A 20,940-nucleotide genomic window follows, 5' to 3' on the forward strand; every position below is an offset into this window, starting at 1 on the left:
GATGCCAGGGCGGGTCCGGCGCGGCGCACTGATGCTGGCGCTCCTCGTGGCGGCCACGGCGGGCGCCTCGGGGAGAAGCTTCGGGGCGGATGCGGGCAATGTCGACTGCTGGCTGCTGGAGGGGGGCGACCTCGACCAGGCGCGGGACCAGGGCCTGTGCCAGGACGCCTTTTCCCGGAATTCGCGGTCCGGCGAACCGCCGGTGGTCACGGCTCCCGCGGCCCCCATCCCGGGCCGCAAACCGGCCCCGCCTGTGAAAACGGTCCGCGCGGAGACCCGCGCCGCCAAGGCCAAGACCACCGCTCGGGCGTCCCAGGTGGTCCGCCCGGCGCGCCCGGCCCAAAAGGGCGGAACCGACTTCGGGACGCAGTTCCGCCGCGACTGGAATTCCCTGATGCACGCGCTCGCGGGCGGAGGCCCCTTCGGCGGCGGGTCGCAGCCCACCGGCTCCGGCGCCTCCGTACCGACGCACATGAGCCGGAACGGCCGCTGAGCGCAGAATGGTGTTCTAGCCTCCTCAGGTCCGGGACTTGTCCAGCCACTTCTCCACGACCGGCGGGCGGTAGGCGGCGATGGCATCCAGCATGGTCTCGGCGCTGTCTTCGACGATCAGCATGCCGCGGTGCTTGGCCTGCATGAAGCGCTCCCCCGCCGCGTGGTCGAGGAAGCCCACCAGCCCGTCGTAGAAGCCGGCGGCGTTGAGCAGCCCGCAGGGTTTGTCGTGGCGGCCGAGCTGCGCCCAGGTCCACACCTCGAAGATCTCCTCCAGCGTGCCGATGCCGCCGGGCAGCGCCACGAAGCCGTCGGCCAGCTCCGCCATCAGCGCCTTGCGCTCGTGCATGGAACCGACGACCCGCAGATCCTGCAGGCCCAGGTGGCCGACCTCCTTGTCCATCAGGAACTGCGGGATGATGCCGGTCACCGTGCCGCCGGCCGCCAGCGCGCCGTCGGCGACCCGCCCCATGAGCCCGGTGCGCCCGCCGCCGTAGACGAGGCCGATGCCGCGCTCCGCCAGCAGACGGCCGAACCGCTCCGCCGCGTCGCCATAGGCCGGGTTGGCGCCGGGGTTGGACCCGGCGTAGACACAAATTCGCATTCTGTTTTCCCTGTTGAACCCGGTGCGCGCTGTCACCGGACGCGCGTAACGCGCGATATCACCGGACGCGCGTGACGCGGAACTGGTGGGTGGGGTTGACGAACTCGTCCTGCGCGGCGACCAGCGCAAGCTCGCGCGTGCCGAGCCGGCGGGTGGTCAGGAAGATCGCGTAGATGGCCGCCGCCGCCTGCTCCAGCGCGTGGGCGGGGTCGTAGTTCTTCAGGTAATGGGCGAGGAACAGCGCGGCCACCGCGTCGCCGGAGCCGTTGGGCGGCGGGTCCAGCGGCAGGCGCGGCGTGGAGACCAGCCAGGCGCCGTCGGTGTTGTCGGCCAGCATCTCGATGCTGTCGGGGGCGGCATCCCTGCGCGTCAGGCTGGTGACCAGCACCAGCCGCGGCCCGCGCGCGCGCAGGGCGGCGGTGGCGGCCAGCGCGTCCTCCAGCGTTTCCACCTTGCGGTCGGCCAGATACTCCAGCTCGAACTGGTTCGGGGTCAGCAGGTCGGCGGCGGGGACCGCGTGCTCCTTGATGAACTCCGGCAGGCCGGGCCGCACGAAGAAGCCGCGCCCGACGTCGCCCATGACGGGATCGCAGGCGTAGACCGCGCGCGGGTTGGCGGCCTTCAGCCGCGCCGCCGTCTCCACGATCACCTGGCCCAGGCCCACGTCGCCCATGTAGCCGGACAGCAGCGCGTGGCACTTCGGCAGCACGCCGCGGGCGGCGATGCCATCCAGCACGTCGGCGATGTGCTCCGCCGAGAAGACCTGCCCGGTCCACTCGCCGTAGCCGGTGTGGTTGGAGAACTGCACCGTGTTCACCGCGATGGCGTCGATGCCCAGCCGTTGCAGCGGGAAAACCGCGGCCCGGTTGCCGACATAGCCGTACGCGACGTGGGATTGAATGGAGATGACGGTCTTCATGCGGGAAAGCCTAAGCGGTGGAGGCCGGGCGGTGGAAGCCGAATGGTAAACCGCCCACAGTTCGCAATGCAGCGAACTCCGCGCAGGGCAGCCTTTCCCGGACGCGCAGCGCCGCATGGACAGACGGGCCTCGCGCGGTTAATCCTGCCCGCTCCGAACAAGCCGAAAATCCCAAGCCGAAAAAGCAAGGAAGGGGAAACGCCATGGCCGCCACCGCCCGCCCGCGCCGCAGCGTGCTCTACATGCCGGGATCGAACGCCCGCGCCCTGGAGAAGGGGCGGACCCTGCCCGCCGACGGCCTGATCCTCGATCTGGAGGACGCGGTCGCCCCCGACGCCAAGGGCACCGCCCGCGCCACGATCAAGCAGGCCATCGCCGCCGCCGGCTACGGCGGGCGGGAGTTGGTGGTGCGCACCAACGGGCTGAACACGCCCTGGGGCTATGACGACCTCGTCATGGCGGCCTCCAGCGGGGCCGACGCGGTGCTGTTGCCGAAGGTGGAGAGCGCCGACATGGTCCGCCAGGCGGAGGTGGTGCTGCGCGCCAACGGCTCGCCCGACAGCCAGACCATCTGGTGCATGATGGAAACGCCGCTCGGCATGCTGAACGCGAAGGAGATCGCGGGCGCGTCGCCGAAGCTCGGCGGGCTGGTCATGGGCACGTCGGACCTCGCCAAGGACCTGCACGCCGCCCACACGCGCGACCGGCTGCCGATGATCACCAGCCTCGGCCTCTGCCTGCTGGCGGCGCGGGCCTACGGCCTTGCCATCCTCGACGGCGTGCATCTGGACCTGAACGACGACGAGGGCTTTGCCGCCTCCTGCCGCCAGGGGCGGGAGTTGGGCTTCGACGGCAAGACCCTGATCCACCCCAAGACCATCGCCGCCTGCAACGAGGCCTTCGCCCCCGACCCGGACGAGATCGCCTTCGCCCACCGCATCATCGACGCCCACGCCGCCGCGTCGGCGGAGGGCAAGGGCGTCGTGCTGGTGGACGGCAAGCTGGTGGAGAACCTGCACGTCGAGAACGCCAAGCGCGTGGTCGCCATGGCCGCGGCGATCCTGGCGCTGGAGGGATAAGGCGCTCCTTCACGCCTTCCATCACCGGGCGACGTACCAGTCCGCCCGGTGGTTGAAGGACACGAAGGCGTTCAGCACCGCCGCCCCCAGCATGGAGGCGAGCAGCGCCTTGCCGTCGATCACGAAGACGGCCAGCGCGAAGATCACCACGTCGAACATCGCCTGGATCCATCCGGCGCGGAAGCCGGTCTTCTCCTGGATGTAGTAGGCGAGGATGCCCACGCCGCCGCCGCTGGACCCGTGGCGGAACAGCCCGATCACGCCGATGCCGACGCAAAAGCCGGCCAGCACCGCGGCGACGTGCGGCTCCAACAGGTCGTAGCTCATCACCCGCGGGAACACCGCCGACAGCAGCGAGATGGAGGTGACGGCGACCAGCGAGCGGGCGGCGAAGCGCCAGCCGATGCGCGCCACCGCCAGGGCGTAGAAGGGCAGGTTCACCAGAAAGAACACCAGGCCGAAGTCGGCCCCGGTCGCGTAGGAGATCACGAAGGACAGGCCGGCTGCCTGCCCGGTGATCAAACCTGCCGCGTGCAGCAGCGAAATGCCGAAAGCGGTCATAATGATCCCGAAAACCTGCCCCTGCACGTTATCAAACGCACTGTGCGAAGCAGTTCCGGTCACTTTTGTTGCTCCCTTGGAGTTGAGCGACAGCCCGAGCGCTGAGGTTTTGAGCATTTCGCGAGCCCTCCGGCAATGTTCATTGCCATTGATTAGCACCGATGCTCAGGCTTTGCATAGATCAGGCCACAAACGCCCGAACTAACCTTGCCTTTACACGGAAAATCCGCACAGCGAACGACTTCCCGCACCGCGCGAAGGGCTCCGCCGCGGCCTGCCACCTCCGGCTGCCCCATGCCCGACGATTCGCGCCCTTTCGTTCGGGAACCAACTTGCGGCTTGCCCGGTTTCAAGCACGTGGCAGAGGTGGAGGTTAAACATGGCCTCGAAGGACAACGGGCGCACGTCGAACCGCGGCTTCGCGTCGATGGATCGCGACCGGCAACGTCAGATCGCCAGCAAGGGCGGTGAAAGCGTGCCGGCGGATAAGCGCAGTTTCTCGAAGAATCCGGAACTCGCCGCGGAGGCGGGCCGAAAGGGCGGACGAAGCGTACCGGCATCCTCGCGCAGCTTCTCCCGCAACCCGTCGCTCGCGGCCGAAGCCGGCCGGAAAGGCGGACAGGCGAGTCACGGCGGACGCGGAGCCACCGCCGGGCCCGGCGAGGGCGACTGACCGCCGAAACGAAAAAGCCCCTCTCCCGCATCGGGAAAGGGGCTTTTCTTTTTGTCCTCGCCCGATCAGGCGATTCTGCAAAATCGCCTTCTCAGGCGAGCGGCGATCAGGACGCGATCTTCTCCAACTCGCGCAGGATCGAGTCGCCCATGACGGTCGTGGAGCAGCGGGCCATGCCCGGCGCCATGATGTCCGCCGTGCGCATGCCGCCGGACAGCACGTTCTGCACCGACCGCTCCAGCAGCTTCGCCTCCTCGTCCATGTTGAACGAATAGCGCAGGCACATCGCGAAGGACAGCAGGGTCGCGCAGGGGTTGGCGAGGTCGCGGCCGGCGATGTCCGGGGCGGAGCCGTGCACCGGCTCGTACAGCGCCTTGCGCTGGCCGTTGGCGTCCGGCGCGCCCAGCGACGCCGACGGCAGCATGCCGAGCGAGCCGGTCATCATCGCCGCCTCGTCCGACAGGATGTCGCCGAACAGGTTGTCGGTGACGATCACGTCGAACTGCTTGGGGTTCTTCAGCAGCTGCATGGCGCCGTTGTCGGCGTACATGTGCTCCAGCGTGACGTCGGAGAACTCCTCCTGATGGAGCTTTGTGACTTCCTGGCGCCACAGGAGGCCCGATTCCATCACGTTGGCCTTCTCCATCGAGTGGAGCTTGTTGTTGCGCTTGCGCGCCAGCTCGAAGGCCACGCGGGCGACGCGGCGGATCTCGCTGGTCGTGTAGACCTGGGTGTTGACGCCGCGGCGCTCGCCGTTGCCGATGTCGGTGATGCCGCGCGGCTCACCGAAATAGACGCCGCCGGTCAGCTCGCGCACGATCATGATGTCGAGGCCCTTGATGACCTCCGGCTTCAGGGTCGAGGCGTCGACCAGCGCGTCGAACACGACCGCCGGGCGCAGGTTGGCGAACAGCCCCAGCTCCTTGCGGAGCGAGAGCAGGCCGGCTTCCGGGCGCTTGGTGTAGTCCGACGGGTTGTCCCACTTCGGGCCGCCGACCGCGCCCAGCATCACCGCGTCCGCGGCCAGCGCGTCGGCCAGCGTCTCGTCCTTCAGGGGCACGCCGTAGGCGTCGATGGCCGCACCGCCGACCAGCCCCTCGGTGACGTCGAACGTGATGTTGCGCTTGCGGTCGAGCCAGTCGATGACCCGGCGCACCTGACGCATCACCTCGGGACCGATTCCATCACCTGGCAAAAACAGAAGCTTCTTATTGGCGGGCATGGCGCACGCACTCCCCATCTGGAGACTTCATCGAGAATGTCTAACGGCGGGCCCGGCGCAGGGGAAGCCTTCCCAAAGCGCTAGACCCGCAGGTCGCGGTTGGTTTGATCAGCCCCACAGCCAGGGCTGGCCGCCGCCGCGCTGCTTGGCCTCGAAGCTGTCGATGACCGCGGCCTGCTGCAGCGTCAGCCCGATGTCGTCCAGGCCGTTCAGCAGGCAGTGCTTGCGGAACGGATCGACCTCGAACGTGATCTTGCCGCCGTCCGGACCGGTGATCTCTTGGCGATCAAGATCGACCGAGACGATGGCGTTGGACCCGCGCGACGCGTCGTCGAGCAGCAGGTCCACCTGCTCCTTCGGCAGCTTGATCGGCAGGATGCCGTTCTTGAAGCAGTTGTTGAAGAAGATGTCCGCGAAGCTCGGTGCGATGATGCAGCGGATGCCGAAATCCGCCAGCGCCCACGGCGCATGCTCGCGCGAGGAGCCGCAGCCGAAATTCTCGTCCGCCACCAGGATCTTGGCGCTGCGGTAGGCCGGCTTGTTGAGGACGAAGTCCCCGATCTCCTGGCCGTCCTGGGTGTAGCGCATCTCGTCGAAGAGATGCTTGCCGAGCCCGGTCCGCTTGATGGTTTTCAGGAATTGCTTCGGAATGATCATGTCGGTGTCGACGTTGATCATCGGCAGCGGCGCAGCAACGCCGGTGAGAACCGTAAACTTTTCCATCGCCAGAATCCTGTCGCGCAAAGAGGCGCAAGCGTGTGCATGCGGAGTTCCGGTGAATAGCAGACCCGTCCCGCCATTGCCAGAGGAAGCTTGCCGCAATCGCCGCGCGCGCAACGCGATTCCGCATCCCGGAACACACTTGGACGCAACGAAGTTTCCCATGGCCGGTTCCACCACGGCGCCCAGCACAGCTTTGCCACAGCAGCGCGGCCTTGAAGACGGCGCGCCCCTCGCCTACCAAGGGGCGACCAACCGCCAGGACTCTCCCGCTTCCATGCCGCTCCCGCCTTTCGCCCCGCCTTCGAGCGGCCGCCGCGCGCGCCGGGCCTCCGCCGCGTTCCTCCTGCTCGCCCCGCTGCTGTACGGCCTGCTGGGGCTGGCGCTGGGCATGGACGCCAACTGGGACCTGCGGAACTACCACTGGTACAACGCCTACGCCCTGCTGACCGGCCGCCTCGGCCAGGACATGCTGCCGGCGCAGATGCCCAGCTTCTACAACCCGCTGCTGGACGTCCCCTTCTTCCTGCTGGCCAACCACCTGCCGGCCCCGGTCGCTGGGTTCGTCTGGAGCGCGTTGCAGGGCCTGAACCTGTCGCTTCTGTTCCTGATCGCCCGCGCCACGCTGCGCATCGGCACCGAGGGGCAGCGGGTGGCCATCGCGGCGGGGTTGGCGGTCATGGGCGGGCTCGGCGGCGGGACGCTGGGGCTGCTCGGCACCACCTTCCACGACAACATGGTCAGCCTGGGGGTGCTGGGCGCGCTCGCCGTGGTGCTGTGCGGCCTGCCGCGCCTGATCGGCGGGCGGGCGCGCGGCGCCTTCCTGCGGGTGGGTGCCGCCGGGCTGATGGCCGGTGCGGCCATGGGGCTGAAGAATCCCAGCGTGATCTACGCGGTCGGCCTGTGCCTCGCCTTCCTGGTTCTGCCGACGCGCCCCTGGCGGTGGCTGTGGCTGTCCTTCTTCTTCGGCGTCGGCGTTCTGGGCGGCCTCGCCCTCTTCGGCGGCTTCTGGATGGCGCACCTGTGGCACGACTACGGGAACCCGGTGTTCCCGCACATGAACCACATCTTCAAGTCCCCTTTCGCCGCCATCTCCGACTACGTCAACGTCGGCTTCTTCCCGGCCTCCACGCTGGAGCGGATCCTCTTTCCTTTCTTCTTCACCTTTGCGCCGCTGAAGGTGGGCGAGGTTGCCTTCCTCGACCTGCGGATCCTGGTGCTGTTCGTTCTGGTCCCGGTGGCGGCGGCGCTGGCCCTGCTGGGCAAGGGATCCCGGCTGCAACACGGCCCGGCCACCCTCGCCGATAGGGCCGCCACCCGCTACCTGCTGACGGCCATGGCGGTGATGTACGCGCTGTGGGTCGTCATGTTCTGCATCTACCGCTACCTCGTGCCGCTGGAGATCCTGGCGCCGCTGGCCATCGTCATGGCGGCCGGCCTGCTGCCGGTGCCGCGCCGCGGCGCCGTGGTGGTGGCCGCCGTCCTGCTGCTGCTGGTCCAGGCGACGGTGCGGCCGGCCGATTGGGGGCGTGTCGCCTGGAGCGACCGCTGGGTCGAGGCGGAGGTGCCGCCCATCGAGGATCCGGACCACACGATGGTGCTGATGGGCGGCTACTGGGCGATCTCCCACGTCATCCCGGCCTTCCCGCCGCGCATCCCGTTCGTGCGCATCCAGTCCAACTTCCTGCAGCCGGATTCGGTCGGAAACGGCTACCTTGCGCTGCTCAAGGACAAAGTTGGGGCGCACCACGGGCGTTTCCTGATGCTCAGCACCATCCCCGACACGGCCGGCGCCGCCGAGGCGGCGCTGCTGCTGGGCTTGCGGGTGGACCAGGGCGCCTGTCGGGTTATCCCCAATAATCTCGGCGAACCGCTGAACCTGTGCTCCGTGGAGCGGGTACCGGTGGATTAAAAGACTGTTTTGTGGTGTTTATCCTGTCATCCGCACCGTTCCGAAGCGCAAGCCCATGACCGTCTCCACCATCGATCGCCCCGCCGTCTTTCCCGTCGCGGAGCCCGGCACCGCCCCCGTCCAGACGCCGGACCCGTCGTCGGCCCCCGTCGTGGCGGTGCTGATCCCCTGCTACAACGAGGAGGCGGCGATCGCCTCGGTCGTGCGCGACTTCCGGGCGGCCCTGCCCGACGCCACGATCTACGTGTACGACAACAACTCGTCCGACCGAACGGTGGAGGTGGCGAAGGCCGCCGGCGCGGTGGTCCGCCGCGAGCCCCTGCAGGGCAAGGGCAACGTCATGCGCCGCATGTTCTCCGACATCGAGGCGGACGTCTACGTGCTGGTCGACGGCGACGACACCTACCACGCCCCCTCGGCCCCGCTGATGGTGCAGCGGCTGTGGGAGGACCAGCTGGACATGGTCAACGGCGCCCGCGTCACCGACATCGTCAAGGCTTACCGGCCGGGCCACCGCTTCGGCAACAAGCTGCTGACCGGCATGGTCGCGGGCATCTTCGGCGACCGCATCCAGGACATGCTGTCGGGCTACCGGGTCTTCTCGCGGCGCTTCATCAAGTCCTTCCCGGCGCTGGCCAGCGGCTTCGAGACGGAGACGGAGCTGACCGTGCACGCGCTGGAACTGCGCATGCCCATCGCCGAGATCAAGACGCCCTACAAGGACCGGCCGCCCGGTTCGCACAGCAAGCTGAACACCATCCGCGACGGCGTCCGCATCCTGCGCACCATCGTGAACCTGGTGAAGGAGGAGCGGCCCCTGCCCTTCTTCGGGGCCTTCGGCGCCCTGCTCGCCGCCGTTGCGGTGGCCCTCGCCTGGCCGGTGGTCACCACCTTCCTGCACACCGGGCTGGTGCCGCGCCTGCCGACGGCGGTCCTGTCCATGGGGCTGATGCTGCTCGCCTTCCTCAGCCTGACCTGCGGCCTGATCCTGGACACGGTGACGCACGGCCGCCGCGAGGCCAAGCGCATGCACTACCTGTCCATTCCCGCGCCGGGCATGCATCCCCACCGTCCGGCCGCGAATCCCCTGGCGGCCCGTTGATGAGCGGCGTCCTCGACGCCATGCTGGACAGCCGGCTCGGCCGGCTCGCCTGCCAGTTCGGCAAGTTCGGCATCGTCGGCGTGATCGGCCTCGCGGTCGACACGGCGGTGGTCTACGCGCTGGTCTTCGGCGCCGGGCTGGAATTCTTCGCCGCCCGCGTCCCCGCCTTCCTGGCCGCCGCCTCCACGACCTTCGCCCTCAACCGCGCCTTCACCTTCCGCGGCGCCGGGGACGATCCGCTGCACCGCCAGTGGGCCAAGTTCGTCGCGGCGAACGCCGTCGGCGGCGTGGTGAACTACGCCGTGTCGGTCGGGCTGGAAAGCACCCTGCCGGTGGTGCAGGCGCACCCGTTCCTGGCCGTCGCCGCCGGCTCCGTCGCCGGCATGTTCCTGAACTTCGCGGCCTCCAAGCATCTGGTCTTCAAGGGGGCTTGACGCCTTCCTCCCTCATCCCCTGGCCGGATGGTGCATGGTCCGAAGGTGGATTGTGCACCGCCGAGAAAAGTCCGAGAGTCGTCGGGACCGATACCCCATGCCGCTGGGTCCCGAACAGGGACCGGGGAGGACGCCATGACGAATGGCGACGTGCTGTGGGCCTGGATCGCCGGAATCGCCGTGTCGATCACCGTACTGGTCGCGTTGTCGCAAGCGAAGAAACCCTACGACACCATCGTTGCCGACCGGATCCTCACCCTGCCGGACGCTCCGCTCGGCGCCCAGCAATGGGACGTGGAGGCTTGGGAGCGCACGGGCGGCACGCCGCCGCGGGCGCATGTCCAGGATACCCTCCACGACGTGATCGACGCGCTGGAGATCGTCCTCCCCGACGGCAACCCGGCCGTGGCCGAGGAGCCCGCCAAGGCGTGGTGATGGGTGGGCCGAGGTACGGGGCGCGCGGCTTTTTGCAACTCTGTGCCGCGCGCGCCGGAGCGGCCATGGACTCCGCGTGCCACATCGCCATATAACGGCGGCTATGACGCGCGAATTCCTGAAGATGCATGGGCTCGGCAACGATTTCGTCGTGATCGACGCCCGCCAGACGCCCTACACGCCGGCCGAGGCCGAGGTGCGTGCCATTTCCGATCGCCGGACCGGGGTGGGCTGCGACCAGTTCATCGTGCTGGAACCGGCGCAGACGGCGGGCACGGCGGCCTTCATGCGCATCCGCAACGCCGACGGGTCGGAAGCCGCGGCCTGCGGCAACGCGTCCCGCTGCGTCGGCTGGCTGCTTATGGAGGAATCGGGGGCGGAGCGCGTCGCCTTCGAAACCCGGGCGGGCATCCTGGAATCCTTCCGCGCCGACAACGGCCCCAATGGCGGCCGCGTCACCGTGAACATGGGCCCGGCGCGGCTGGACTGGGCGCAGATCCCGCTGGCCGGGCCAGACGACACGCTGCGCGTCGACGTCGCGCACGGCGGCTTCAATGGGCCGGTCGCGGTCAACATGGGCAACCCGCACGCCGTCTTCTTCGTGGACGACGTGAACGCCGTCCCCCTGGCGGAGGTCGGCCCGGTGTTCGAGCATCACCCGGCCTTCCCGGAACGCACCAACGTCGAGTTCGCCCAGGTGCTGTCGCCCACCCAAATCCGCATGCGGGTGTGGGAGCGCGGCGCCGGCATCACCAGCGCCTGCGGCAGCGGCGCCTGCGCGACGGCGGTCGCCGCTGCCCGGCGTGGCCTGACCGGCCGCAAGGCCGACGTGATCCTGGACGGCGGCACCCTGACCATCGAGTGGCTGGAGGACGGCACCGTCCTGATGACCGGCCCGATCGCCCTGAGCTTCTCCGGGCGCCTGTCGCCGGATCTGGTGCCGGCCGGCTAGGCTGAGTGAGCATGAGCGAGACCCTGTCGAACGAGCCGGAGATCGTCACCTTCGGCTGCCGCCTGAACACCTACGAATCCGAGGTGATGCGCACCCATGCCCGCAACGCGGGGCTGGGTGACGTCGTCATCGTCAACACCTGCGCGGTGACCTCGGAGGCCGAGCGGCAGGCACGCCAGACCATCCGCAAGCTGCGGCGGGAACGGCCGGACGCGCGCATCGTGGTGACCGGCTGCGCCGCGCAGATCGACCCGCAGCGCTACGGCGCCATGCCGGAGGTGGACCAGGTCCTGGGCAACCAGGAGAAGCTCCAGCCTGAAAGCTGGGGCCTGCCGCCGGCCGAGAAGGTGCTGGTCAACGACATCATGTCGGTCAAGGAGACCGCCAGCCATCTGGTCGGCGGGTTCGAGGACCGCGCGCGCGCCTTCATCCAGGTCCAGCAGGGTTGCGACCACCGCTGCACCTTCTGCATCATCCCCTACGGGCGCGGCCCCTCGCGCTCCGTCCCCATCGGCGCGGTGGTGGAGCAGGTGCAGGCGCTGGTCAAGGCCGGCTACAACGAGGTGGTGCTGTCCGGCGTGGACATCACCAGCTTCGGCCCGGACCTGCCCGGGACCCCGACGCTGGGCCAGATGGTGCGCCGCCTGCTGGCGCTGGTGCCCGACCTGCCGCGGCTGCGCCTGTCCTCGCTCGACTGCATCGAAATCGACGACGACCTCTGGCGCCTGATCGAAAACGAGCCGCGGCTGATGCCGCACCTGCACCTGTCGCTCCAGGCCGGCGACGACATGATCCTGAAGCGCATGAAGCGCCGGCACAGCCGCGCCGACGCCATCGCATTCTGCGAGAAGGTCCGCAGCCTTCGCCCCGACATCGCCTTCGGCGCCGACTTCATCGCCGGCTTCCCCACGGAAACCGAGGAGATGTTCGAGAACACGCTGCGGCTGGTCGAGGAGTGCGGGCTGACCTGGCTGCACGTCTTCCCCTACAGCCCGCGCCCCGGCACCCCGGCCGCCCGCATGCCGCAGGTCGACGGCGGCGTCCGCAAGGAGCGCGCGGCCCGGCTGCGCGCGGCGGGCGCAGAAGCCGAGGCCCGCACCCTGGCCGCCCTGGTCGGCCACGAGGTCTCCGTGCTGGTCGAGAAGGAAGACCTGGGCCGCACGGAGCATTTCGCCGAAATCCGCCTGGGCACGCCGCTGCCCGCCGGCTCCATCCAGCGTGCGGTGGTGACCGGCGTGCGGGACGGCAAGCTGACCGGCACGCTCCTTTGACACCCTTTTGACGACAGTGGACCTCCCATGATCCTGCGTTGGTTCGGCCGCAAGAAGCCCGAAGAAGAAGCCCGCAAGGACGAGCAGCAGCCCGCCGTCCAGCAACCGCCCGCGCCCGAGCCGGCGCCAGAACCGGCCGCCGTCGAGCCTGCGGAACCCGAACCGCTGCCGGAACCGGAGTTGCCCCCGCCGCCGGCCGTCGAGACGCCCCCTCCCCCGCCCCTCGCCCCGCCGAGCAAGCCGGAGGAGCGCGAGGACGAGCCGGAAACCGTTCCCGCCGAGGCCGAATCCGACGCGGAGGAGGACGCGGCTGCCGAACCGGTCGCCGCACTCGCCGCCGACGAGGAGAAGCCGAAGAAGGGCTGGTTCGCCCGCCTGAAGGAGGGGCTGTCCAAGTCCTCCTCCAAGCTGACGGAGGGCATCACCGGCATCTTCACCAAGCGCAAGCTCGACGACGAGGCGCTGGAGGAACTGGAGGAGCTGCTGATCACCGCCGACCTGGGGCCGACCACGGCCGCCAAGGTGACGGCGGAGCTGGCCCGCACCCGCTTCGGCAAGGAGGTTTCGCCGGAGGAGGTGAAGACCACGCTCGCCGCGGAGGTGGCGAAGATCGTCGGCCCGGTTGCCAAGCCGCTGGAGATCAACCCCGCGCTGAAACCGCACGTGATCCTGGTGGTCGGCGTCAACGGCACCGGCAAGACGACGACCATCGGCAAGCTGGCCCGCCAGCTGCGCGCCGAAGGCAAGACGGTGATGCTGGCCGCCGGCGACACCTTCCGCGCCGCCGCGGTCAGCCAGTTGAAGATCTGGGGCGAGCGCACCGGCTGCCCGGTGGTCGCCCGCGACACCGGCACGGACGCCGCCGGCCTGGCCTTCGACGCGCTGGAGCAGGCGCGGCGCGAGGGCGTGGACGTCCTGCTGATCGACACCGCCGGCCGCCTTCAGAACAAGACCGGCCTGATGGAGGAGTTGCGCAAGATCGTCCGCGTCATCAAGAAGCTGGACGAGACGGCGCCGCACACCACCCTGCTGACTCTCGACGCCACCACCGGCCAGAACGCGCACAGCCAGGTCGAGGTCTTCCGCGACATGGTCAACGTCAGCGGCCTGATCCTGACCAAGCTGGACGGCTCCGCCCGCGGCGGCGTGCTGGTCTCGCTGGCCGAGAAGTTCAAGCTGCCGGTCCACGCCATCGGCGTCGGCGAAGGCGTCTACGACCTGCGCCCCTTCGACGCCGAGCAGTTCTCACGCTCTCTCATGGGGTTGGACGCGTAGCGGCCGCGACTCATCCGACGCGAATGTCTCGCAGACGTGCGCAATCTAGGCGCGACATATGGCGCAATGTCCTGACCATAGCAAATCCGATACATCCGCCTCTGTCCATGCGACATAGGCGGATGAACGGCGCGCGGCTTCAGGGAGGACGTCATGACGAACCCGTATGCACCGGTGTTCGAATTTTGGATGAGCTTCTGGACCCCAAAAAGGCGGGGTGGTTGGTTCCCAATACTCGCGTTGGCTCCTCAGTATCTCGATCAGGCAATCAATCCCGACTGGAACCTGGGGACGATTGTCAATATAAACGAAACAAATTCCTCGTCTCCATCCATTGAAAAAGCCGTCCTTAAGGAAGCAAGCTATGGGAAGCAAATCGGCACCATCCTGGATGCCATAAATGTTATTGCAAAAGAGAGACTATCAACAGCTCAAGGAGATTTTAACTCTCTCACATCTGATGAAAAAGTCTTGAAAATCGCTTGCGATCTATGGCAAGAGATTGAAAATACTAAAAATGAACAAGCAAAAATTCGATTGAACGAGCTTAAGGTGGAACTTAAGTCCATTATGAAACGCCAACCAAAGGCGTTCAAAGCGCTGGTGCGCGAGCTTGAGCGTAACAATCCTCCCAAAGACCCCTGACCGATTGCGCGCCCCTTCCGCCCGGCAGGGGCGGACCCCATTGTAAAGGCATGACCGATCCGATCACGCCCCTGCCATCCGGCCCCATCGGCACTTTCGACAGCCCCGACGCCGTGCTCGACGCGGTGCGGAGCATCTACGGCCGCAACACCGCCTACCTGCGCGACCGTTTCGCCGCCTTCACGCGCGGCGTGGACGACCACAAGCGCTGCCAGGCCGGCTATCCTTACGTGAAGCTCAGCACCGCGTCGGCGGCGGCGGTGGACACGCGGCTGTCCTACGGCTTCGTCGAGGGGCCCGGCACCTATTCCACGACGCTCACCCGACCGGACCTGTTCGACCGCTATTACCGGGAGCAGTTCACGCTGTTGCTGCGCAACCACGGCGTTCCGCTGGAGGTCGGCGTCAGCGACGAGGCGATCCCCATCCACTTCGCCTTCCCCAACGGCATGCATGTGGAGGGCGACCTGACGCCGGAGCGGCTGGCCACCCTGCCCGACCTGTTCGACCTGCCCGACCTCGCCCGCATGGACGACACCATCGTCAACGGCACCTACGAGGCGGCGCTGGACGCGGTGAAGCCGCTGGCGCTGTTCACCGGCCCGCGCGTGGACTTCTCGCTGCACCGGCTGCGCCACTACACGGCGACGGCGCCGGAGGACTTCCAGAACTTCATCCTGTTCACGAACTACCAGTTCTACGTGGACGAGTTCATCCGGATGGCGCGGGAGATCATGGAGCCCGCCGCCGACCCGGACCTCGCCACCTACCGCCGCCAGTACGACCGCTTCGTGGAACCCGGCGAGATCGTCACCCACAACCGCAACCTGGGCGACGTGCCGGTGAACGGGTCCAAGCCGCCGCGCATGCCGCAGATGCCGGCCTACCACCTGACCCGGCCGGACGGGAACGGCATCACGCTGGTCAACATCGGCGTCGGCCCGTCCAACGCCAAGACCATCACCGACCACATCGCCGTGCTGCGCCCGCACGCCTGGATCATGCTGGGCCACTGCGCGGGGCTGCGCAGCTCGCAGCGGCTCGGCGACTATGTGCTGGCACACGGCTATGTCCGTGACGACCACGTGCTCGACGCCGACCTGCCGACCTGGGTGCCCGTCCCGGCGCTGGCCGAGGTGCAGCGCGCGCTGGAGACGGCGGTGGAGCGGGTCACCGGCCTGTCCGGCTACGCGCTGAAGAGCATCATGCGCACCGGCACCGTGGCGACCATCGACAACCGGAACTGGGAGCTGCGCGACCACCGCGAGCCGCTGATGCGCTTCAGCCAGAGCCGCGCCATCGCGCTGGACATGGAAAGCGCCACCATCGCCGCCAACGGCTTCCGCTTCCGCGTTCCCTACGGCACGCTGCTCTGCGTGTCGGACAAGCCGATGCACGGCCAGCTGAAGCTGCCGGGCATGGCCGACCGCTTCTACCGCGAGCGGGTCGACCAGCACCTGAAGATCGGCGTGCTGGCCATGGAACTGCTGCGCGAGCACGGCATGGAGACCCTGCATTCCCGCAAGCTGCGCAGCCTCGCGGAGGCCGCGTTCCAGTGACCAAGCCCCAAACGACGGACCAAGAGCCCGCCATCGCCCCTCCGCCCGACCGTCAACCCGGCGTCGCACGGGGCGAATTCGCCGTCACCGACAGCTTCTTCGATCCGCTCCCCAAGGATGAATTGGACGCTTGGCTCGTAAGTGATCATTCCCTCCCCCCGAACGGGTAGGCGCAAAACCGCGCCGACGCTCCATGTTGCGTTGCGACGCAACGAGCGGAGCGAATGAGGGAATGAACGTGCGGTGCCTTTGGCGTGCGGTGGGCGTCCTTGCCCTGGGTGTGGCGGCGGGATCGGCGGCGGGTCCGGCCACCGCGCAGGACGGGACCTCCCAAGAGGGGACGACTCCGCGCTCCGGCCCCAGCATCGGCGCGTGGATCGACAACGACCTGTTCGGCGGCGGGACGGACCGCTACTACACCAACGGCTTCCAGTTCTACTACGTCACCGGCGACAAGCCGACCTATGGCAACCTGGACTGGCTGGCCAACCTCGTGCCCTGGATCGAGCCCGGCGGCGTGCGGCGCTACGGCTTCGCCATCGGCCAGAACATGTACTCGCCGAGCGACATCACCAAGCGCAACCCGGACCCGACCGACCGGCCCTTCGCCGGCTGGCTCTACGGCCGTCTGTCGGTGATCGCGGAGGCGCCGCGGCAGGTGGACCGCTTCGACCTGGACCTCGGCGTGGTCGGGCCGGCCTCGCTGGCGGAGCAGACGCAGAAGGCGGTCCACAAGATCGTGCCGGGCGCCCGCAAGCCGGAGGGCTGGGGCTACCAGCTGCACAACGAGCCCGGCCTCATCCTCAGCTACGAGCATGTCTGGCGCGACGAGCGCCCGAGGACCGTCGGCCCCTTCGAGGTGGACCTCAGCCCGCACGTCGCGGGCAGCGTCGGTAATGTGCTGACCTTCGCCGGGGCAGGGGCGACGCTGCGGCTGGGCGGCAACATGCCGGCCCCGGTCGGCGCGCTGATCATGCGCCCGTCCATGAGCATCCCCTACCAGGACACGACGGAGGCGCGGGCCGGCCGGCCGGAGTTCGCCTGGTACGTCTACGCCAGCGCGGAGGGGCGCGCCATCGCCCGCAACATCTTCCTGGACGGCAACACCTTCCGCGACAGCCGGTCGGTGAACAAGAATCCGCTGGTCGCCGCCTTCCAGCTGGGCGTGTCCCTGCGCTACGGCCGCTTCGGCGTCACCTACGCCCAGAACTTCCTGTCGCCGGAGTTCGAGGGGCAGAAGTCCTACACCAACTACGGCTCCCTGCGCGTCTCCTACCAGTTCTGACGTTTCGTGGCGTCGTAGGTTGGGTGGAGCGCAGCGCAACCCAACACTGCCGACATGGCGACGTGTGTCGGGTTGCGCTGCGCTCCACCCGACCTACGGGATGCACGCCTCACAAAAACGGCAGCGGGATCCACTGGGTGATGCCGTCGAGCGCCAGCAGGACGCCGACGGCGCCCAGGATGCGGCTGGCGAGCAGGATGAGCGCCATGTCGGTGATCACGAAGACCGAGGCCAGCACGATGGCGATCTGCAGCAGCGCCTCGGCGAAGTCGAAATAGGGGTCCTGCGCGGCGGCGTGGTCGCGCCGGTGCTCGGCGTCGCGCGCCTTGGCGATCAGGGACTGGCGGTTGTTGTCCTCCGTCGGGGAGTCGGCGCGGTCGGCGTTCTTGCGGTATTCCGCGATCTTCGCCTCGGCCTTCGAGCGGATCGCGTCCGGCATCCCGTCGGTCAGCAGCTCCAGCTGGTCGGCGGCAAGGCGCAGGCTGACCTGGCGCTGCGTCTTGGCCTGGTAGTAGGCGAAGGTGTCCGACGCCTCGATGGCGCTCGCCATCATCTCCTTGCTGGCGTTGGAGCCCATCACGCTGACCACCGACAGGACGGCGGCCAGGACGGAGATGTAGATGGCGGTGGAGGTCTTCGAGCCCTTCTCCTTCACGTGCTCGCGCTCCACGGCCTCGTCGATCATGTCCTTGACTTCGGTCGCTTCCATGGGTGTGACGCCCCCTGCCTTTCTCGCCTTATGCGGGATGACCAAAGTGGTAGTCGCTCTCCGCAAGAAAGGAAAGGGATCTGCGTGCGAGAACGGATGGCCCGCCGAGGGGGGAGGTCCCCACCCACCGCTTCCCCCTTTATCCGCGCCGCGGATCGGTCTATGTCAGGACCATGAACCAGTACGCCCGACTGCTGATCGAAGCCGGCCCGCTGGCCGCCTTCTTCATCGCCAACTCCCAGGCCGGCATCATGGCCGGGACGGGGGTCTTCATGGTCGCCACCACGCTGGCGGTCCTGATCTCCTGGCACTTCGAGCGGAAGGTGCCGATCATGCCGGTGGTCGGCGCGGGCTTCGTCCTGCTGTTCGGCGGGCTGACGCTGTGGCTGCAGGACGACCTGTTCATCAAGATCAAGCCGACCCTGGTCAACCTGCTGTTCGCCGCCGTGCTGTTCGCGGCGCACCTGACCCGGCGCAACGTGCTGAAGCACATCCTGGGCACGGTCCTGACCCTGGACGACGCGGGCTGGCGCACGCTGGCCATCCGCTGGGCGTGGTTCTTCCTGCTGCTGGCCGCCCTGAACGAGGCGGTGTGGCGCACCATGACCACCGACGCTTGGGTGAACTTCAAGGTGTTCGGCATCATGCCGCTGACGCTTCTGTTCAGCGCGCTGCAGGCCCCGCTGATCCTGCGCCACCAAGTGCCGGACGCCGCCGCAACACCCGGGGCCGACAAGTCCGCCGAGAAGACCTCGGCCTCCTAGACAACGATCCCGCCCTTCCACCGTCCATCTCTGGCCCGCCATCGGAGTCCCCGCATGACCGAACGCTACCCGCGCGACCTGATCGGCTACGGTTCCCGGCCGCCCCACGCCAACTGGCCGGGCGGTGCGCGGGTGGCGGTGCAGTTCGTCATCAACTACGAGGAAGGCGGCGAGAACTGCGTCCTGCACGGCGACGCCGCGTCGGAGGCCTTCCTGTCGGAGATCGTCGGCGCCCAGCCCATCGCGGGCATGCGGCACATGAACATGGAGTCGATCTACGAATACGGCGCCCGCGCCGGCTTCTGGCGGCTGCACCGGATGTTCACCGAGCGGACCATGCCCGTCACCGTCTACGGCGTCGCCATGGCGCTGGAACGCAACCCGGACGCCGTCCGCGCCATGCTGGACGCGGGATGGGAGATCGCCACCCACGGCTACCGCTGGATCGACTACCAGCACCTGCCGGAGGAGGTGGAGCGGGAGCACATGCACCGCGCCATCGACATCCACACGCGCGTCACCGGCTCCCGCCCGCTCGGCTGGTATCTGGGGCGGTGCAGCCCGAACACCTGGCGGCTGGTGTCGGAGGAAGGCGGATTCGTCTACAACGCCGACAGCTACGCCGACGACCTGCCCTATTGGGACGACCAGTTCGGCCGGCCGCAGCTGATCGTGCCCTACACCCTCGACGCCAACGACATGCGCTTCGCGACGAACCAGGGCTTCAACAGCGGCGACCAGTTCTACGCCTACCTGAAGGACAGCTTCGACGTGCTGTACGCCGAGGGCGCCGACCAGCCGAAGATGATGTCGGTCGGGCTGCACTGCCGACTGGTCGGACGGCCGGGGCGCGCGGCGGCGCTGGCCCGGTTCCTGGATTACATCCGCGGGCACGACCGGGTGTGGATCGCCACCCGCCTGGACATCGCCCGGCACTGGATGGCCGAACATCCTTACCGGAAATCGGCCTGATCGGAGCCGAAACAGCGCAAAGCCACAACTTTCTCACGCCACGGTGTCGCAGGACCGTTTGAACGAACACCGAAATACAGTAGAAGGGCTACAACCCGCGTCGTAGCCCGTTCGGGCCGCGACGTTCGGCCGTTGAAATGAAATTGCAGGGGTGCGGGCTGCGCCGTGACGTTCAAGGACGAAATGAAGGCCGCCGGCAAGAAGGCGGGCGACGCCGCGCCGGCCCCGCAATCGGCCGCCCAGCCGGCCACCCAGGCGGACAGCAATGACATCGCCAAGCTTCTGCGCGTCCTCAACGAAGACTTGAGGGCCGACCCGGCCGACGACGTCGCCGTCCTGGAGGACGAGGCCGACGCGAAGGCGGAGCGGCATCTGCCGGTCGGCAAGATCGCCGCGGCGCTGGTCGCCGCCGCCGGCATCGGCGCCGCCATCGTCATCTTCGACCAGGGCGCCGACGCCCCACCGCCCGCGCCGCCGCCCCTGATCGCGGCCGCGCCCTCCACCACAGCCCCCGGCGGCGCCTCGCCCGCGCTGACGCGCACCCCCGCGGCACAACCCGAACCGCTGATCGCCCGCGCCCCCGTTTCCACGGCGCCGGCCACCCCGGCCCCGGCCGCCGCTCCGCTCGTCGCCCCGGCACCGCCCACGGTCGCCCTGCCCCAGACGCCGCTCCCGGCCCTGAAGACGCCGGAGCCCCCGCAGGCCGCCGCCCCGGTCGAACCGCCGACGGCGACCATCGCGCCCGTTGCGGCGCCCCTTGCGGCGCCCGCCGCTCCGGAGCCCGCGAGGGCCGCGACACCGCTGCCCGCTCCGGCGGAGGAGCCGGCAAAGCCGGTCCCGGCCGCCAAGCCGGCCGAAACCGCCGAACTCCAGGCCATGCTGGCCCCCAAGACGCCGGCCCGTGCGCCCGCCAAGCCGTCCGCGTCGGCGCCGCCCCCCGCCGCACCGCCGCAGGCTCCCAAGCCGGTCGTGCTGACGCCGCCGGCCGTTCCCTCCGTTCCGGACGGGCACTTCGCGGTGCAGGTCGGCACCTTCCAGATCGCGGACAACGCCGACGCCCTGCTGCGCCGGCTGCGCGACAGCGGCTACACCGCCCAGGTGGTGGACTGGACCGACGCGGAGCAGCGGTCCTGGCACGCGGTGCGCGTCGGCGGCTACGCCGACCGGGCAACGGCAAAGCGTGCCGCCGATTCGCTCAAGGCAAGGATGGGACTTCCGGCCCTGGTGGTCGGGACGCGCTGAAGACGCCGCGGAGTGGTTCCGCGCCTGCGACAAACTGTCTCTTCCCCGTTATTTCCGCTTCTTTCTCAATGACCGGCCCGTCCGCAATTTCGGTATTGCGGGCGGGCTTCGTC

General features: G+C 68.6%; 22 protein-coding genes. 16 read left to right on the plus strand and 6 right to left on the minus strand.

The annotated features are described in order from the left end of the window. Position 1: 1 nt before the first annotated feature. Positions 2 to 493, plus strand: coding sequence for a hypothetical protein (locus J2851_RS14450; protein WP_209766985.1), 492 nt, complete (start codon positions 2 to 4; stop codon positions 491 to 493). A 24-nt stretch (positions 494 to 517) separates the two neighbouring features. On the opposite strand, the gene J2851_RS14455 is transcribed toward J2851_RS14450, so the two are convergent. Beyond that, a complete protein-coding gene (locus J2851_RS14455) occupies positions 518 to 1,096 on the minus strand; it encodes an LOG family protein (RefSeq protein WP_209766986.1) in 579 nt (192 codons plus the stop codon). Positions 1,097 to 1,154: 58 nt separating this feature from the next. After that, entirely contained in the window at positions 1,155 to 2,015 is an 861-nt protein-coding gene (gene pdxY, locus J2851_RS14460) for a pyridoxal kinase PdxY (protein WP_209766987.1), read from the minus strand. A 203-nt stretch (positions 2,016 to 2,218) separates the two neighbouring features. On the opposite strand from pdxY, the gene J2851_RS14465 reads away from it, so the two are divergent. Continuing rightward, the gene (locus tag J2851_RS14465; protein WP_209766988.1) at positions 2,219 to 3,094 is read left to right on the plus strand and encodes an HpcH/HpaI aldolase/citrate lyase family protein; all 876 of its coding nucleotides are present in this window, start codon (positions 2,219 to 2,221) and stop codon (positions 3,092 to 3,094) included. Positions 3,095 to 3,115: 21 nt separating this feature from the next. On the opposite strand, the gene J2851_RS14470 is transcribed toward J2851_RS14465, so the two are convergent. Further along, entirely contained in the window at positions 3,116 to 3,718 is a 603-nt protein-coding gene (locus J2851_RS14470; protein WP_307419612.1) for a YitT family protein, read from the minus strand. A gap of 316 nt (positions 3,719 to 4,034) precedes the next feature. Between J2851_RS14470 and J2851_RS14475 the strand changes: the two genes are divergently transcribed. Beyond that, the gene (locus tag J2851_RS14475) at positions 4,035 to 4,328 is read left to right on the plus strand and encodes a con-10 family general stress protein (RefSeq protein WP_209766990.1); all 294 of its coding nucleotides are present in this window, start codon (positions 4,035 to 4,037) and stop codon (positions 4,326 to 4,328) included. A 106-nt stretch (positions 4,329 to 4,434) separates the two neighbouring features. Here the strand turns inward: J2851_RS14475 and leuB are convergent, their stop codons facing one another. Both leuB and leuD read right to left on the minus strand, forming a co-directional pair. Beyond that, a complete protein-coding gene (gene leuB, locus J2851_RS14480; RefSeq protein WP_209766991.1) occupies positions 4,435 to 5,550 on the minus strand; it encodes a 3-isopropylmalate dehydrogenase in 1,116 nt (371 codons plus the stop codon). A gap of 108 nt (positions 5,551 to 5,658) precedes the next feature. Continuing rightward, entirely contained in the window at positions 5,659 to 6,273 is a 615-nt protein-coding gene (leuD, locus tag J2851_RS14485; RefSeq protein ID WP_209766992.1) for a 3-isopropylmalate dehydratase small subunit, read from the minus strand. 160 nt (positions 6,274 to 6,433) lie between these two features. Here leuD and J2851_RS14490 point away from each other — a divergent pair, with 160 nt between their 5' ends. From J2851_RS14490 to J2851_RS14535, 10 genes are all read left to right on the plus strand, one after another. Next, the gene (locus J2851_RS14490; protein ID WP_246500654.1) at positions 6,434 to 8,182 is read left to right on the plus strand and encodes a hypothetical protein; all 1,749 of its coding nucleotides are present in this window, start codon (positions 6,434 to 6,436) and stop codon (positions 8,180 to 8,182) included. Positions 8,183 to 8,237: 55 nt separating this feature from the next. Continuing rightward, the gene (locus J2851_RS14495) at positions 8,238 to 9,284 is read left to right on the plus strand and encodes a glycosyltransferase family 2 protein (protein ID WP_209766993.1); all 1,047 of its coding nucleotides are present in this window, start codon (positions 8,238 to 8,240) and stop codon (positions 9,282 to 9,284) included. After that, positions 9,284 to 9,718, plus strand: coding sequence for a GtrA family protein (locus tag J2851_RS14500; protein ID WP_209766994.1), 435 nt, complete (start codon positions 9,284 to 9,286; stop codon positions 9,716 to 9,718). Before J2851_RS14495 ends, J2851_RS14500 begins: the two co-directional genes overlap by 1 nt. 135 nt (positions 9,719 to 9,853) lie before the next feature. Further along, positions 9,854 to 10,153 carry a hypothetical protein gene (locus J2851_RS14505; protein ID WP_209766995.1) on the plus strand — a complete coding sequence of 100 codons (300 nt, stop codon included), beginning with the start codon at positions 9,854 to 9,856 and terminating at the stop codon, positions 10,151 to 10,153. Between the two features lie 103 nt (positions 10,154 to 10,256). After that, positions 10,257 to 11,105: a diaminopimelate epimerase gene (dapF, locus tag J2851_RS14510; protein ID WP_209766996.1), complete on the plus strand. Its 849-nt coding sequence runs from the start codon at positions 10,257 to 10,259 to the stop codon at positions 11,103 to 11,105. 11 nt (positions 11,106 to 11,116) lie between these two features. Further along, positions 11,117 to 12,376: a tRNA (N(6)-L-threonylcarbamoyladenosine(37)-C(2))-methylthiotransferase MtaB gene (gene mtaB / locus J2851_RS14515; protein WP_209766997.1), complete on the plus strand. Its 1,260-nt coding sequence runs from the start codon at positions 11,117 to 11,119 to the stop codon at positions 12,374 to 12,376. 27 nt (positions 12,377 to 12,403) lie between these two features. Next, positions 12,404 to 13,651, plus strand: a complete 1,248-nt coding sequence (gene ftsY / locus J2851_RS14520; protein ID WP_209766998.1) for a signal recognition particle-docking protein FtsY — start codon at positions 12,404 to 12,406, stop codon at positions 13,649 to 13,651. A gap of 153 nt (positions 13,652 to 13,804) precedes the next feature. Further along, positions 13,805 to 14,296, plus strand: coding sequence for a hypothetical protein (locus J2851_RS14525; protein WP_209766999.1), 492 nt, complete (start codon positions 13,805 to 13,807; stop codon positions 14,294 to 14,296). A 50-nt stretch (positions 14,297 to 14,346) separates the two neighbouring features. After that, positions 14,347 to 15,855: an AMP nucleosidase gene (locus J2851_RS14530; RefSeq protein WP_209767000.1), complete on the plus strand. Its 1,509-nt coding sequence runs from the start codon at positions 14,347 to 14,349 to the stop codon at positions 15,853 to 15,855. Between the two features lie 232 nt (positions 15,856 to 16,087). Continuing rightward, positions 16,088 to 17,140 (plus strand): lipid A deacylase LpxR family protein, encoded by a 1,053-nt coding sequence (locus J2851_RS14535; protein ID WP_209767001.1) that lies wholly within the window; start codon positions 16,088 to 16,090, stop codon positions 17,138 to 17,140. Positions 17,141 to 17,249: 109 nt separating this feature from the next. On the opposite strand, the gene J2851_RS14540 is transcribed toward J2851_RS14535, so the two are convergent. Then, the gene (locus tag J2851_RS14540) at positions 17,250 to 17,849 is read right to left on the minus strand and encodes a DUF4337 domain-containing protein (protein ID WP_209767002.1); all 600 of its coding nucleotides are present in this window, start codon (positions 17,847 to 17,849) and stop codon (positions 17,250 to 17,252) included. A gap of 173 nt (positions 17,850 to 18,022) precedes the next feature. Between J2851_RS14540 and J2851_RS14545 the strand changes: the two genes are divergently transcribed. From J2851_RS14545 to J2851_RS36555, 3 genes are all read left to right on the plus strand, one after another. After that, complete coding sequence (locus tag J2851_RS14545) at positions 18,023 to 18,613, plus strand: septation protein A (protein WP_209767003.1); 591 nt, start codon at positions 18,023 to 18,025, stop codon at positions 18,611 to 18,613. A gap of 54 nt (positions 18,614 to 18,667) precedes the next feature. Next, positions 18,668 to 19,585 carry an allantoinase PuuE gene (gene puuE / locus J2851_RS14550; RefSeq protein WP_209767004.1) on the plus strand — a complete coding sequence of 306 codons (918 nt, stop codon included), beginning with the start codon at positions 18,668 to 18,670 and terminating at the stop codon, positions 19,583 to 19,585. A gap of 165 nt (positions 19,586 to 19,750) precedes the next feature. After that, positions 19,751 to 20,827 (plus strand): SPOR domain-containing protein, encoded by a 1,077-nt coding sequence (locus J2851_RS36555; protein ID WP_209767005.1) that lies wholly within the window; start codon positions 19,751 to 19,753, stop codon positions 20,825 to 20,827. The last annotated feature ends 113 nt before the right edge of the window (positions 20,828 to 20,940 follow it).

This window comes from Azospirillum rugosum (genome assembly GCF_017876155.1).
Taxonomy (GTDB): Bacteria; Pseudomonadota; Alphaproteobacteria; order Azospirillales; family Azospirillaceae; genus Azospirillum; species Azospirillum rugosum.